The sequence below is a fragment of the Streptomyces sp. XH2 genome (genome assembly GCF_049725035.1).
Taxonomy (GTDB): domain Bacteria; phylum Actinomycetota; class Actinomycetes; order Streptomycetales; family Streptomycetaceae; genus Streptomyces; species Streptomyces roseoverticillatus.
The window spans coordinates 210,308-223,664 of record NZ_JBMMMZ010000002.1 but is presented as its reverse complement, the minus strand read 5'-3'; the positions used below and the strand labels follow the sequence as shown (position 1 = coordinate 223,664).

Annotated in this window: 13 protein-coding genes; 2 read left to right on the top strand and 11 right to left on the bottom strand. The window is 69.0% G+C overall.

All coding sequences use genetic code 11. The features are described 5' to 3' along the window. Positions 1-414 precede the first annotated feature (414 nt). The 8 genes from ACOTKD_RS04540 to ACOTKD_RS04505 form a co-directional block, all read right to left on the bottom strand. On the bottom strand, positions 415-1,341 hold the full coding sequence (locus ACOTKD_RS04540; protein ID WP_424887551.1) for a barstar family protein: 927 nt from the start codon (positions 1,339-1,341) through the stop codon (positions 415-417). 353 nt (positions 1,342-1,694) lie between these two features. Continuing rightward, entirely contained in the window at positions 1,695-2,093 is a 399-nt protein-coding gene (locus ACOTKD_RS04535; protein ID WP_424887550.1) for an Imm50 family immunity protein, read from the bottom strand. A gap of 14 nt (positions 2,094-2,107) precedes the next feature. Next, positions 2,108-6,373 (bottom strand): DUF6531 domain-containing protein, encoded by a 4,266-nt coding sequence (locus ACOTKD_RS04530; protein WP_424887969.1) that lies wholly within the window; start codon positions 6,371-6,373, stop codon positions 2,108-2,110. 38 nt (positions 6,374-6,411) lie between these two features. Further along, complete coding sequence (locus ACOTKD_RS04525; RefSeq protein WP_424887549.1) at positions 6,412-6,786, bottom strand: WXG100 family type VII secretion target; 375 nt, start codon at positions 6,784-6,786, stop codon at positions 6,412-6,414. A gap of 139 nt (positions 6,787-6,925) precedes the next feature. Then, positions 6,926-7,543 carry a hypothetical protein gene (locus tag ACOTKD_RS04520; RefSeq protein ID WP_424887548.1) on the bottom strand — a complete coding sequence of 206 codons (618 nt, stop codon included), beginning with the start codon at positions 7,541-7,543 and terminating at the stop codon, positions 6,926-6,928. 305 nt (positions 7,544-7,848) lie between these two features. Continuing rightward, complete coding sequence (locus ACOTKD_RS04515) at positions 7,849-8,148, bottom strand: hypothetical protein (protein WP_424887547.1); 300 nt, start codon at positions 8,146-8,148, stop codon at positions 7,849-7,851. A gap of 50 nt (positions 8,149-8,198) precedes the next feature. After that, positions 8,199-8,390 carry a DUF6255 family natural product biosynthesis protein gene (locus ACOTKD_RS04510; protein ID WP_424887546.1) on the bottom strand — a complete coding sequence of 64 codons (192 nt, stop codon included), beginning with the start codon at positions 8,388-8,390 and terminating at the stop codon, positions 8,199-8,201. Next, on the bottom strand, positions 8,387-8,839 hold the full coding sequence (locus ACOTKD_RS04505) for a hypothetical protein (RefSeq protein ID WP_424887545.1): 453 nt from the start codon (positions 8,837-8,839) through the stop codon (positions 8,387-8,389). Before ACOTKD_RS04505 ends, ACOTKD_RS04510 begins: the two co-directional genes overlap by 4 nt. Before the next feature lie 162 nt (positions 8,840-9,001). Between ACOTKD_RS04505 and ACOTKD_RS04500 the strand changes: the two genes are divergently transcribed. Next, positions 9,002-9,856, top strand: coding sequence for a helix-turn-helix domain-containing protein (locus ACOTKD_RS04500; RefSeq protein ID WP_424887544.1), 855 nt, complete (start codon positions 9,002-9,004; stop codon positions 9,854-9,856). Between the two features lie 12 nt (positions 9,857-9,868). Continuing rightward, positions 9,869-10,069, top strand: a complete 201-nt coding sequence (locus ACOTKD_RS04495) for a DUF397 domain-containing protein (protein ID WP_424887543.1) — start codon at positions 9,869-9,871, stop codon at positions 10,067-10,069. Between the two features lie 587 nt (positions 10,070-10,656). Here the strand turns inward: ACOTKD_RS04495 and ACOTKD_RS04490 are convergent. The 3 genes from ACOTKD_RS04490 to ACOTKD_RS04480 all read right to left on the bottom strand — a co-directional run bounded on the left by ACOTKD_RS04490 (position 10,657) and on the right by ACOTKD_RS04480 (position 13,348). After that, positions 10,657-11,403 (bottom strand): response regulator transcription factor, encoded by a 747-nt coding sequence (locus ACOTKD_RS04490; RefSeq protein ID WP_424887542.1) that lies wholly within the window; start codon positions 11,401-11,403, stop codon positions 10,657-10,659. 92 nt (positions 11,404-11,495) lie between these two features. Then, on the bottom strand, positions 11,496-12,248 hold the full coding sequence (locus tag ACOTKD_RS04485) for a 16S rRNA (uracil(1498)-N(3))-methyltransferase (RefSeq protein WP_424887541.1): 753 nt from the start codon (positions 12,246-12,248) through the stop codon (positions 11,496-11,498). After that, a complete protein-coding gene (locus ACOTKD_RS04480) occupies positions 12,245-13,348 on the bottom strand; it encodes a nitronate monooxygenase (protein WP_424887540.1) in 1,104 nt (367 codons plus the stop codon). The genes ACOTKD_RS04485 and ACOTKD_RS04480 overlap by 4 nt, the downstream gene beginning before the upstream one ends. Positions 13,349-13,357: the final 9 nt, after the last annotated feature.

The window sequence follows — 13,357 nt, the reverse complement described above, 5'->3', positions numbered from 1 at the left end:
GGTCTTTCCAAGTAGAGGTCCGGGGGGAAACTCTCACCATCCCGACCCGGATCCACAACGGCGTGCCAGCCGCAGAGTCGGTACGTGCCCTGCCCGCAACGCAGCAGACAGATCACGGGGTCGACGAACCCTGGGTGGTCCCGTTCGTCGTCCAATTGGCCGGCGAATACGTCATAGAGATCCTGGAGGCGATCTCCCGGGGCCTCCCCGGCCTAGCCGTCCCGCATTCGCCTCAGCGCCGACTGTAGGGCGACTTCATTGCACAGAACCCGGCATTCTTCGCCCGCACACAACGACGTGTGGCGAGCTACTGGTCCTGCTACTACCGCCAAAAGTACCCGTGGTTCGAGACGTACCCGGGAAGCCCCCTGATGGAAGCGTTCCGGACGGCCGCGTCAGAGCGGACCGGACGCGTCACGCCTCGCCACACGCCGCGGGCGTGGTAGCCGTGGGACTGTCGGCCCCCGCATCCGCCGCCTCGCCGGGCTCGCAAACGATCAGCACGGTGAACGGAATCCCGACGCCACGGGGCTTGTGGTGTGGGCTGTGCCAATGCTCGGCAACCTGCTTCAGCAGGCCGAAGAAGTGACCGCGCTCCTCCGGGCTTCCTGAGAGCAACTGCGTCGAATTTTCGATCACGACGAGGTACCGGTCGGCAGGAAGCCAGTTGAGATCCCGCAGGCAGTCAAGGAGGGCGTTCCAGTTCCACCCGAAGTAGTCGGGAAACCTAAGCTGCTCCCAGAACTGCTCGAAGACCCCGTCACTGTCGGCCATCGAGGCCCCGTCCAGCCGCGCGACGAACGTCATCCCGGACGACGCAGGCAAGAGGTCGAGTTCCCTGGCGGTGGCATCCCGGGCCACCACACGCAACCACGACTCGGCAAGCGGCACGGGGTCAGAGGGGAGCACTTGCCCGAACACAACCGTCGGCCCGTCGTCGGTATCCAAAACCCGCACGTCAAACCGCCTCTGCGGAAAGGCCCGCCCAAGCGCCGCCTCCCAGGACCGAGCCACCGCCCGGGCTATGTCCCCGAGTGCCTCTTCTTCCTCGGCGGTGTCACCGCAGTCGATCGCGTACCCGACCACGAAGCGGTTGAGAACGGCTTCGATGCTGCGAACGTCCCCATTCAGCTGGCGATACCAGTCGTCAAAGCTACCCGGCGCATACGAACGCTTCCGGAGCACGCATCCCCGCACCTCGACGAACTCAGGGTTCATGAAATGGACGAGGGCCAGCCACATGCCGGCCGTGCAGTGCCGCGCAAGAAAGTCGACGGCATCCAGGTCGCCCGTGTAGCTGTCGATCCAGGACTTGATCTCCGGATACTCATCGGGATGCACGGGCACCATCCGACGGAGGCAAGGACAACACGGAGCTCCGCGGCGTCGCCAGCAGGCCGATCACCGGGGGTGATTCCCGATACTCCCAGGTGAAGGGTCGGCGAAGCGCCTCTGCGAGCACATCACCGGTCAACCGCTCACCACCCTGGTGCGCCGGCCACTCGTCACCTAGGTACACCTCGACATACCCGGCTCGCTCCCAACGGGCGACGATCCCAGCGAAGACAGGAGCAACAGCCGGCCACTCAGCCTCGTCATCACTACCGGTCCAGTCAGCCAGAACCGACCAGAGGGGCGACATCTCCCGAGCGTTAACGAGGACACACTCCTCCTCCCCCGACAGAAAGCGCCTCTCAGGATTCATCCTGACGGCCGCTCTGGTATGCAGAAATACTTGACAGGAACACGGAATCTACATTTGCTTGAATTCGAACCTGAGAGGACATCACTTCAACCTTGATGGAATCTGTGCGCACCAAAGCGATATCAGCAATCGGGTCAGTACCGAAACCAAAAACAGTGACGTCGCGAACCCCGCCAAGAGAAAGCTCGATCTGCACGGTATCAAATCCCTGAGTCATCCATTTTTTCGGCGCCTTCGCCGGATACTCGGGAAGGTCAAGCCGCACCTTCAGAACTGGCCCTTCCCTGCTCAGCGTGACTTCATGGATGTGAACACCTTGAAGAGGGGGAACGGTTCCCCCGTAAACACTGGCGATTCCGGCAGGATTCGATAGCAGTTCAGTCCACATTGACGATGCCTTCATCAGTACTCATAGTGTTGCGCAGTTCCGGGCACCTTGCCGGTCCGAGGGTTCTCGAACGGCCTCACGTTGAGGTGACGCCCCTGGTCGCCGACTCCGCCCTCTCCGAACTGGTGGCCAGCCGAGTGATCCTGAATGATGACACGACTTCCGTCGCCGCGGGTGTACACGTACTCACGTGTCATCACAGCCTGTCCGTTTTCATCCATGACCTGCCTGCCGGATCGACCAGTCATGGGCACCATTTGCAGTTCGTCCGGCTGCTGCGACATCGGGATCCCCAAGTGTCGTTTCGCCTTACGGAAAGCAGCATTCCTACTAGGTGAGTAGTCGTGCGAAGGCTGGGCAATCTTGCACCCTTCGGGCGCCAAGCCCAGCGGATCGCCCCAGCCATAGGGGTTAACGACATAGCCATGATGATTGTCGGCCGGAACCAATCCCAATGGGTCCGGAGTGACGTATCGGTGAGCTTCATTATCGTAGTAGCGGAAGTAGTTGTAGTGCAGGCCCGTTTCTGCGTCCGCGTACTGGCCCGGGAAGCGGAGGGGGCAGTCGATGCCGTCGGACGGTGGGGACGGGAGGCTGGTGCCCCAGAGGGTCGTGCGGTGTTGCCAGGCCAGTTCGCCCGTGGGCGTGATCAGTTCCGTGGGGGTGCCGACCGCATCCGTGATGACGGCGTGGAAGTGCGTGCCGAAGTCCCGTTCGGCGTCGCCCTCCGCGAATTCCGCGATCAGGGACTTGCCCGCCGACCTGGCCAGGCGCGTGCGGTCCGTCTGCGTCAGGGGGCGGTGCGTGCCCGGGGCGTAGTCCCAGGTCGTCACCCTGCCGTCGGCTGTCGTCTGCTCGGCCAGCCGTGTGCCGTCCCAGGAGAAGGACGTCTCCTCGGCTGTTTCTCCGGCCTCTGACAGAAGCCGCTTCGATATGCGGCGGCCCAGCGGGTCGTACGCGTACCGCCAGCGCTCCCCCTCCGGCGTCACCGCCTCCCTGAGGCGGTCTTCCGCGTCCCACGTGTACGTCCAGACACGTGTTTGCCCATTCAGCAGCCGCGCCGTCTTGCTGGTCAGGCGGCCCTGCGCGTCGTGTTCGTAGCGCGTGCTGCCCGCCCGGCGGATGAGCGTGCCCTCGAACTCCCGTCGGCCGGCGGCCGCATGGGCCGGGGCCGTGACGCTCGTGACGTTGCCCGCCCCGTCGTACGCGTACCGCTCCGTCCAGCCGTGCGCCCGCACCGTCGTGACGCGGCCGGACGGGTCCAGGTCGAAGCGGCGCGTGCCGGAGGTGAGTTCGCGGATCTCCGTGAGGTAGCCGTCCTCGCGGTACGCGTACTCGCGGTGCTGGAGAAGGCGTTCCGCGCCCTTCACCACCTGGCGCGTCACGCGGTCCGCCGCGTCCCATTCCTGCGTGAGCGTCGCACCGTCGCCCAGGCGGCGTTCCGTCTCCCGCCCGGCCGCGTCGTAGGCGAAGGTCAGCCCGCCCGCCTCGCCGCTGAGCCCCACCGGCCGGCCCGCCGCGTCGTACGTCCACTCCGACGCGAGGCCGGACGGCGTCACGCGCCGAACCCGGCGGCCCAGCGCGTCGTACGCGTAGGTCGTCGTCCGGCCGTTCACTGACTCCGTCAGGACGCGGCCGAGCACGTCCCGCTCGTAGGCGAGCGACGCGTCGGCGTTCGCGGCACCGGCCAGGTTGCCCGCGGCGTCGTAGGAGAACGTCGTCACCGCATCGTCGTCACCGCGCTGCTCCGTGACGCGGCCCAGCGTGTCCCGCGTGAAGTGCAGGGATTCGCCCGCGCCGTTCGTGCGGGTCGTCAGGCCGCCCGCAGCGTCGTGCGCGTACGTGAGCGTGCGGCCGTTGAAGTCCGTCTCGGACGTCAGCCGGCCCGCCGCGTCGTAGGCGTACGACCATGTCAGGCCCTGCGGGTTCGTCACTCCCGTCAGGCGCAGCTCGGTGTCGTACGCGAAGGCGTACGTCGTGCCGTCGGGGTCCGTGCGGGACGTCGGGAGGTCGAAGTGGCCGGCCTCGTGACGGGTGGTGTTGCCCGCCGTGTCCGTGTGGGTGAGGAGGTTGTCCTCGCCGTCCCACGCCCAGGTCTCGCTCGTCCCGTCCGGGTACTCGCGCCGGGACGGCCTGCCCTCCGGCGTCCAGGTCGTGCGGGTGGCCCGGCCCAGCGGATCGACCGCCTCGACGATCCGGCCGAAGGGATCCCGTACGACCGTCGTGCGGTGGCCCAGGGGGTCCGTGATCTCCACCGGGAGCCCGGCCGCGTCACAGCTGACCTGCGAGACGTTCCCGAGCGCATCGGTCACCGCGGTCAGGTGGCCCCGGTCGTCGTGGGCGTAACGGGTCTCCGCGCCCGTCGGGTCCGTCGTCGTCGCGAGGTTGCCGCGGTCGTCGTACGTGTGGCGCCACGTCGCGCCGCCCGGCTCCGTGACCTCCACCGGCTTGCGGAACTCGTTGTAGAGCGCGGAACCCTGTGAGCCGTCCGGCAGAACAACCTTCGCCAGGTTGCCCGCCTCGTCGTACGCGTAGCGCGTCGTCCGGCCCAGCGGATCCGTCACCGAGAGGCGGTCCGCGCCCCTCTCGTCCCACTTCGTCAGCGTCTTGTGGCCGAGCGGGTCGGTCTCCTCCGTGACCAGCGCATCCGCGTTGTAGCGGTACGTGCGCTCGTGGCCGAAGGAGTCGGTGACCGTCGTCGTGCGGGTCTCGGGGTCGTACGCCAGCGAGCCCGAGAGAAAACCGTCACTCCCCTCCGTACGGACCACCCGGCCGGACGCGTCGTACGTGTAGCGGTACGAACTGTCGTTGCGGTCGGTCCAGGAGGTTATTCGGCCCTCGGCGTCGTACGTGAAGCGCAGGGGCTTGCCGCTGGAGTTGGTGACCTCCGTGAGGTTGCCCGCGCCGTCGTAGCCGTAGCGGATGAGGGTCGTGCCGCGGCCGGGGGCGGTCGGGGGTTCGTACGGGGACGGGGGCTCGTCGAGGAGGCGGAGGGCCGTCACGCGGGCGCCCGCGGCCTCCCCGATGACCTCCGTCTCGACGGCCACGTACGAGCCGCCCGAGTGGCGGATCCCGGTCGGCGTGCCCGTCGCCGTGCGCTCGAAGTCGATGCGCGCGCCGTTGCGGTCCTCCACGCTCTCCAGCGGCAGCTGGAGGATGCCCGGCTCCTCGGTCGGGACCAGGCCGCCGAAGGTGCGGGTGATGCCCGTCTGCGGGTCGGCGATGGTCATCACGCCGCCGGGCGTGCCGTCCCAGGTCAGGGGCCTGCGCGGGCCCTTCACCGGCAGGACCGGCTCGCCCGGCGCGGGTACGGGGTAGACCAGGCGCATGCCGTCCGCGGCCGCGTAGACGACGCCGTCGCCGTCGATCTGGACGCGCTCGTCGAAGGTCGAGGCCCAGGTCGGGCCGAACCAGGCGCCGGTGCGGTTCGAGGAGATGTGGGTGCGCTCGACGACCAGCGGCAGCGCGCCGGGGAGGGTCACGTCCGTCGCCGGGAGGAGCATCGCGCCGGTCGCGACGTCGATGGGGTCCAGGGCGCAGTCGATGTTGACGGGGAGTCGGGCGGCCTGGGCGAGTTCGACGTCCATGGGGCGGACGCCGTTGAAGAGGTTGCGGAAGCCGCCCGCGGCGCCGGCGTTCTTGGCGAGGCTGCCGAAGCCGCCGAACATGCCGCCGTAGATCATGCCGTCATTGGCGGCGTTGCCGGCCTCGGTGAAGTTGATGCCGTCCTGCCGCCCCTGCGCGATCTTGATCGGCTGAGCGACCGCCAGATTGACCGTGACGGACTCCAGGCCGCCGAGCGCTGCCGATGCCAGCGTCACGCCCACCACTTCGGCCACGGTCGTGGACACGACGACGCCGAGCGCGGCACCGGCCTCCACGATCGCGGTCGCGGCGGCTCCCGCGGGGCCGGCGAGGGCGCCGCCGGTGGCCATGGCGACCACGACAGCGGCACCCAGGACAGCGAGGTCCTCGATGATCTTGTCCCAGAGGTCGTCCATCGCCTTGTCGACCGCTGCGGCAAGCTGTTCCAGCCCCTCCGCCATCCTCTTGGACGACTCGGCGAGGTCGTGCAGCCAGCCGTCCTTCTCGCCCTTGGCATACCGGTGCCAGAAGACCTCGAAGGCCTCGATCGCCTCACCCTTGTTGTTGTGGATGAGGGAGGTGGCCTGGTTGTTGACCGGGGTGCGGATCTTCTCGACCTCACCCGCGAACTTCCGCCACGCCTTGGCGGCCTTACGGAGCTTGCCGGCATCGCCGTCGGGCCAGTAGAGGCCCATGTACTCGACGAGGAAGTGCTGGACCTTGTGCTTAACGCTCACTTGCCGCTACCGGCCTTACCCGGGTCCCCGCCCTTGACGCCGTTCTTCGAGAACATCCCGGCGATCAGCTTGTCGTTCTCGATGTGGCCGTCGGACATGTCCACCATCGCCTCGTGGATGCTCGCGAGGCCGGCAACGAAGATCTTCGTCGCGTGCTCGATCCTCTCCCGGGCGGGCTTGTACGAGTCGCCGAACGTCTTCCCCTGCTCGTCCGCACCCCATGGCGCGCCGAGGCCGTCGAGCGTCGTCGTCAGCTCGGTCAGCGCCTCGCGCAGCTTGCCGCTCTGCTCACTGAACGTCGGCGCCGCGGACTTCAGGTCCGCGGTCTTGATGTCCAGGATCTTGCCGTCGCCGCCCGGGCTGTCGCCCATAGCCGCCTCCCCCGCCAGGTCGTACACCAACGCCACATAATCGCACGTAGGTATGACGCTCTAGCGTCTGACGCGCGGTCGGCACGGCCACGGGGCGCGGCACGAACCGCCGCACTCCCCGTGGCCCGGACCGGCCCGCCTACAGCCGGTTCCACGCCTCCCGGCCCTGCGCGGACGGGATGTGCGCCCGGAACTTGTTCTCCAGGTTCGCGCCGCGTACGACCCCGAACGTGTGGTACGTCAGGCCCCATTCGTCGATGGCCGAGCCGTCGGCGAACATGCACATGGAGTGCAGGTTGTCGCGGCTGACACGATCCCCTTCCCTGATCCATCCGCCGACGTCGAGCTTGTTCTCGCCGAACTGCGACGTGCCGCCGAGGTGGGCGCAGTACACCGCGGCCGGGTTGACGCCTCCGGGAATGGGCGGCAGAGCAGGCTTACGGATGTAGGCCAGTGCCGCGAGGGTCGGCTTGTCCGCGGCAAGGGTGTCGGACGGAAGGACGATCTGTGTGTTGTCCTTCGCGTTCTGGAAACGGCACAGCTCGCGCACCGTGCCCAGCGGGGTGAGGTTGAGCTGGTTGTCGTAGTACGCGCGGTAGTCGGCGGGCGTGCCCCCCTTCTGCAGGCACCATGCCGCGGGCGTGACCGGCTTGGCCGCCGGTGCGGATCCTGCCGGTGCGGCCCCTGCCTGTGTGGCGGTCAGGAGCGCGGCGCCGGCGGTGAGAACCATGGCCGCTGCTGTGATCCGTGCTCGCATTGCGTCCTCCCGGTGTCCGGGTTGAGTGACGGAACGACAGAACGGCGGAATCCTGGGGTGGGGAGGACCGGCCCGTCAACGCTCGCGAGCGCGAATCGGACGATGTGATTCCGCGTCGGAAGAGGCTTGACGGCAGGCGCGGGCCTTCAGGTGGGGCCGCTGTGGCGCTCGGCCGGCATCCGTGACGCGCTTCTACGCCGCGTCGCCCCACCCGGACCGGTGGATTTCCGCGCCGAGAGGGCACCAGCCCCCGGCCAGCCGCTGACGCCGGCCGCGCAGAACCCGCATCGGCTGCGCAGGCGCCCTCAGCAGTTCACCTCACCCTCGCCGTTGCACGTCGTGCACGGCGCCTCGTGCTGCCAGCCGTCCTCGTCCTCCCACTCGATCTTTCCGCTTCCCTGGCACGAGGAGCACAGCGGCATCGGTCCCGCCCCTCCGATCTGATCGCACACGTCGTAGACGGCGTCCTCTTCCAAGAGGATCGCGTTCACCCCCGGCGGAGCGTTCTTCGTGACCTTGATCCGCAGACGGCCTTCCCACGTCCCGGCGACGACGCCCTCGATCCCGTCGGCCCACCCCGAACCGCTCGCTTCGACCCGGATCATGTCGCCATCCCGGACAGCCACTGCCGATCACTCCCATCGCCCCGTTCCCGTCAAGGAACCATGCTGGTGCTCACCGGCAATGGCAAACAAGCCTCCCACTGGGGCAGCTCCGGGAGCAGCAGGGCCGCGTAGCCCGTGAAGCGGCGGGTTCCGCAGTGGTCGCAGCTCGCCGCGTCGCCCTCCTGCGTCCAGCCCGCCGTGTGCGTGCACCTCGGCACGAGCCTGCCCACGGTCGCGGTCACCCCGTCGTCCCTTGCGGGATCCAGTGCGCGTTGCGGAAGTGGCGGCGCAGGGCGATGCCGGCGTGCACGACCTCGTCGCTGCCGCTGCACCTCTCTTCGGCCTGCCGCCATGCGGCATTCAGTTCGGCGCACGTTTCGCAGCCGGCCAGGGGTGTGGCCGATACGGCGTGCCGTTCGGGTTCGGGCAGTTCCACGACGTGGCCGCCGACGCTCACCTGCAGGCGGCCCCCTTCGTCCCCGCGCAGCCTCAGCCGCAGCGTGTCCCCGGCGACTGCCGGGGCGCCCACGATGAGCTCGGACGTCAACGTCTCGGCGGCGTCCGCCAGTTCCGACATCCGGTGCTCCGTCAGGACGGCCCGCAGTGTGGCCCTGGCGACGGCCAGTGCGCTCGGGTCGCGCGGCAGTTCCAGTACGTACGTCCATGGCTGCGTTACGGATACGGTTGCCATGAGGCCTCCCGGTGGCGAGGTGGGGTCGGGCCATTCGAAGTGGCCCGCGTCACACCGTAGCGGCCCCATGGGATACATCCCACGGAAATCATGGGATACGGCTTACACGTACGCCGTTCGAGCGATGCCGTCATGCACACGTACGAGCAGTGAAGGAACGCGATGCCACCGAGCACACCCTCACCGACCATCCGGCGGCGTCGCCTCGGCGCCGAACTGCGCAGGCTTCGCGAGCGCGCCGACCTGACCGCGACAGAAGCCGGGGCGCGGCTCGGAATCACGCAGTCCCGAGTCAGCAGCATCGAAGCCGGGCGCTACGGAGTCAGCGCAGAGAGGGTCCGCACCTTTGCCATCAACTACGACTGCGCAGATCAAGCGCTGGTGGATGCCCTGGCTGCCATGACAGGTGAGCGGAAGCGAGGCTGGTGGGAGGAGTACCGCGACACGCTCCCCGGCGGCCTGACCGATCTCGCGGAACTCGAACACCACGCGACGGCGCTACGTGTGGCCCAGGTGATCCACATCCCGGGACTGCTGCAGACGACGGACCAAGCCCGCACGATCTTTCGCGAGGCAGTGCCCCGGCTCCTGCCGCACGAAATCGAGTACCGCGTGTCTCATCGCATCAAGCGGCAGGCGGTCCTCTACCGCGATACGCCTCCGCCGTACACGGCGATCATCCATGAGGCAGCTCTGCGCATGCAGTTCGGTGGCCGCGTCATCGCCAAGGCGCAGCTCGACCACTTGCTCGACATGGGCGAGCGGGCAGACATCACCATCCTGGTGATCCCGTTCGGAAGCGTTGCGTTTCCGACCACCGGTCATGGAGCCGACTACTTCCACGGACCGGTTCCCCAACTCGACACCTTGGCGCTCGACATCGCCCACGGCGGCGCCATGATCGATGCACCAGCACAGCTCGAAAAGTACCGCCAGATGCTGGACCGCATGGAAACGGTCGCCCTCGATCAGAAGGCGTCACGCGAACTCATCCACCACATCGCGAAGGCCATCTGAAGGGGAAGGAAAGTGGCTCACCTCAACTGGCAGAAGTCCTCCTACAGCGAAGAGGCGTCCTCCTGCGTCTTCCTCGCCGCAACCCCCACCGGCGCCGTCCTCCTCCGCGAGAGCGATGTCCCCGACGCCATACTCGCCACAAGCCCGGCGCGGCTCCGCCCCCTCATAACGCGCATAAAAACCGGAACGCTCAGCGCGAGCGCCCCCCGCTGAACCCGGCGGCCGCCGGTACCCCCGTATCCGGCGGCCGGCCTCGGTTCTTCCGAGGTCAAGCGTCGCCCACGGCAGGTGCCCGTCACCATAGGAAGATCTTCCTACGGCAGGCGCACGCCCCGAGGAACCTCAGGCCACCGCCGGTCGTGGTGCGACCCGCGGCGCAAGTGCTAGCTTGGGCGTGCGTGCAGTTAAGGCAGAAGTACCAGTGGCTGCACGTATAGACCCCCGTCGTCGGACAGCTACTCCGCGACGAGGGTCCACCGAAAGAGGACGGTATGCGGCCGTCAGCCCTCAGCTTGTGTGAGGACTGGCGGTCACCGTCCGGTCAGCCACCTCCCGAACTCGCGGATCACCGCGCAGATACGCCCGAGAAGCGACTTCTTCCGATGGCGTCCCATGGGCGCCCCCTCCCTACAAGTGCACCCCTGCCCGGGGTGCTCCGGAGGACGCCCACGCCGGGCGCCCTGGGCGAGCGTCCGGAGAGGTGTTCACGTCCTCGTGGGAGGGGGCGCATTAGGTGCGCCACGGGCGACAATATCGTCTACAGACAGCCGAGTTGGTCTCGTGTCATCCGTTCAGGTGGTTCACGCGACCAAACCCTCCGCCCGCGCCACCACCAGCGTCGTCACCCGGTTGTTCGTGCCGAGCTTGCGGTAGATCCGTTCCAGGTGGCGGTTCACCGTGTGCGGGGAGATGGCGAGGCGGCGGGCGATGGCCGCTGCTGTCAGGCCCTCGGCGAGCAGGCCCAGGACCGTCGCCTCGCGCGGCGTCAGGTCGCCCCCTGCCGCGGAAGAGCCCACGCTGCGGAGGCGTTTCATCTCGGCGAGGTGGTGGCCCATGGTCTGGATCACCGGCTGGAGGCGTCTCAGGAAGGCGAGGTCGTGGGAGAGGAAGTCGCCCCGGCGGCCCAGGAGGGCGACGCACATGCTGCCGTTGTCGTGGGTGAGCGGCACGCCGACCTGCTGGGTGACGCCGAAGTCGCGGCGGGCCTCGCGGTACCAGTTCGTGTTGCGCCAGCCGTCGCAGATATCGGCGATGTTCACGGGCGCCGTTTCGGTCATCCCGTACTCCAGGAGGGGGTGCCGCTGCTGGATGCGGCGCTGGACCAGGCCGTCGACGACCCGGCTGAGCGGCTCAGGCGCCCAGCCGACGACGGCTCCCGTGCCCTCCCTGACCCGTACGTGCGAGAAGGTCGCCGAGTCGCAGCCCAGTGAGTCCAGCAGTTGCCGGGCCATCACGTGCCAGGCGGCGTCGGCGTCCTCGTTCTCCAGAACCGCGACGACGAGATCAAGCATCTGACCGTAGTCCCGTGTGCGGAGTTGTGCTGCCATGGCAGAGCTCGCTCCCCCCTCGTGACCCCCGTCATCCCCGTTCCTTACGACGTTCCCCCGAGATCAAACCCTTCGCGCCGCGCGCGCCGCCCTCAGGACCAGCGGCCCGTCCGCCCCAGCAGCAGCGCCGTGGCCGCCGTCCCCGCCGTGGAGGTGCGCAGGACGCTCGCACCGAGGCGGTACGGCTTCGCACCCGCCTCGGCGAACGCCGCGAGCTCCTCGGGGGAGACACCGCCCTCGGGACCGACGACGAGGACGATGTCGCCCGTGGCGGGCAGCGGTGCCGTGGCGAGGGGGGCGCTGTGGCCCTCCTCGTGGAGGACGGCGGCGAAGGCCGCGTCCGCGAGGAGCTGCGCGACCTGCCGGGTCGTCATCACTTCGCTGACCGTGGGGAAGCGGAGGCGGCGCGACTGCTTGCCGGCCTCCCGTGCCGTGGCGCGCCACTTGCCGAGGGACTTCAGGCCGCGGTCGCCCTTCCACTGGGTGATGCAGCGGGAGGCGGCCCAGGGGACGACGGCGTCGACGCCGGTCTCGGTCATCGTCTCGACGGCCACCTCGCCGCGGTCGCCCTTGGGCAGGGCCTGGACGACGGTGATGCGGGGCTCGGGGAGCGGCTCGGAGCGTACGGACGTCACGGCGACGTCCAGGTGGTCCTTGCCCTCGACGGCGGTCACGGTGCCGAACGCGCCCGTGCCCTGCCCGTCCGTCAGGCCGATCTCCTCGCCGACCCGCAGGCGGCGGACGGAGACGGCGTGGCGGCCTTCCGGGCCGTCGAGGGGGAAGACCGTACCGGGGAAGACCCCCGTCAGGGCGTCCTCCTCGACCAGGAACACCGGCGCTGTCATGACTTGCTCCCTCGCATCTCGCTCAACTTCCCCCGTGCCGCCTCCAGTTCCCCCAGCAGGGCCCGCAGCAGCTCCGCCGCCGGCAGCGGCCTCGCCAGGCGGTGGCCCTGGCCCGCCCACAGGTTCATCGCCTGCGGGTCGCCCGCCGCCGCGGCGGCCTTGCGCAGCCCCGCCGTCAGGTAGTGGACCTGGGGGTAGGCGGCAGGGGCGTACGGGCCGTGTTCCCGGATGAAACGGTTCACCAACCCCCGGGCCGGGCGGCCCGAGAAGGCCCGGGTCAGCTCCGTACCGGCGAACATCGGGTCGGTCAGCGCCTGTTTGTGCAGTGCGTGGGCGCCGGACTCCGGACAGGCCAGGAACGCGGTGCCGAGCTGCGCGGCGCAGGCGCCCGCGGCGAGGACGGCGGCTATCTGCTCGCCGCGCATCAGCCCGCCGGCGGCGATCACGGGCAGGTCGACGGCGTCCCGGACCTGGGTGAGCAGGGACAGCAGGCCGAGGCCCGCGCCGGTGCCGTCGGCGTGCGGGTCGTCGCGGTGGGTGCCCTGGTGGCCGCCGGCCTCGACGCCCTGCGCGCAGACCAGGTCCGCTCCGGCCTCCTGCGCGGCCTGTGCCTCGGCGGCGGAGGTGACGGTGACCACCGTGACCGTACCGGCGGCGCGGAGAGCGGCGACGGCCTCAGGCGAGGGGCAGCCGAAAGTGAAGGAGACGACCGGCACGGGGTCGTCGAGGAGGATCGCGAGCTTGGCTTCGTAGGCGTCGTCGCAGCCCTGGTCCCAGTCGCCGAGCGGCGTCTCGTACCAGGCGGACTCGCCGGCGAGCTGCTCGGCGTAGACCTCGACGGCGGCCGGATCGGCCGCGGGAGGCTGGGGCATGAACAGGTTCACACCGAAGGGTGCGGCGGTACGGGCCCGGAGCTGCTTGATCTCCTCGTACATCGCCGCGGGCGTCTTGTAGCCGGCGGCCAGGAAGCCGAGGGCGCCCGCCTCGGAGACCGCGGCCGCGAGGGCGGGCCCGGAGGCGCCACCCGCCATGGGGGCCTGCACGACCGGGTGCCGGCACAGTCCGGCGAGCGCGGAAGCCACCCTGGGTTCGTAAGCCATGCACACATC

What these genes read in the sequence shown, in the direction of transcription:
- ACOTKD_RS04535 (WP_424887550.1), bottom strand. Translation starts at nt 2,093, where the DNA reads ATGTGGACTGAACTGCTATCGAATCCTGCCGGAATCGCCAGTGTTTAC.
- ACOTKD_RS04530 (WP_424887969.1), bottom strand. Translation starts at nt 6,373, where the DNA reads ATGGGCCTCTACTGGCCCGACGGCGATGCCGGCAAGCTCCGTAAGGCC.
- ACOTKD_RS04525 (WP_424887549.1), bottom strand. Translation starts at nt 6,786, where the DNA reads ATGGGCGACAGCCCGGGCGGCGACGGCAAGATCCTGGACATCAAGACC.
- ACOTKD_RS04520 (WP_424887548.1), bottom strand. Translation starts at nt 7,543, where the DNA reads ATGCGAGCACGGATCACAGCAGCGGCCATGGTTCTCACCGCCGGCGCC.
- ACOTKD_RS04515 (WP_424887547.1), bottom strand. Translation starts at nt 8,148, where the DNA reads ATGATCCGGGTCGAAGCGAGCGGTTCGGGGTGGGCCGACGGGATCGAG.
- ACOTKD_RS04505 (WP_424887545.1), bottom strand. Translation starts at nt 8,839, where the DNA reads ATGGCAACCGTATCCGTAACGCAGCCATGGACGTACGTACTGGAACTG.
- ACOTKD_RS04500 (WP_424887544.1), top strand. Translation starts at nt 9,002, where the DNA reads ATGCCACCGAGCACACCCTCACCGACCATCCGGCGGCGTCGCCTCGGC.
- ACOTKD_RS04490 (WP_424887542.1), bottom strand. Translation starts at nt 11,403, where the DNA reads ATGGCAGCACAACTCCGCACACGGGACTACGGTCAGATGCTTGATCTC.
- ACOTKD_RS04485 (WP_424887541.1), bottom strand. Translation starts at nt 12,248, where the DNA reads ATGACAGCGCCGGTGTTCCTGGTCGAGGAGGACGCCCTGACGGGGGTC.
- ACOTKD_RS04480 (WP_424887540.1), bottom strand. Translation starts at nt 13,348, where the DNA reads ATGGCTTACGAACCCAGGGTGGCTTCCGCGCTCGCCGGACTGTGCCGG.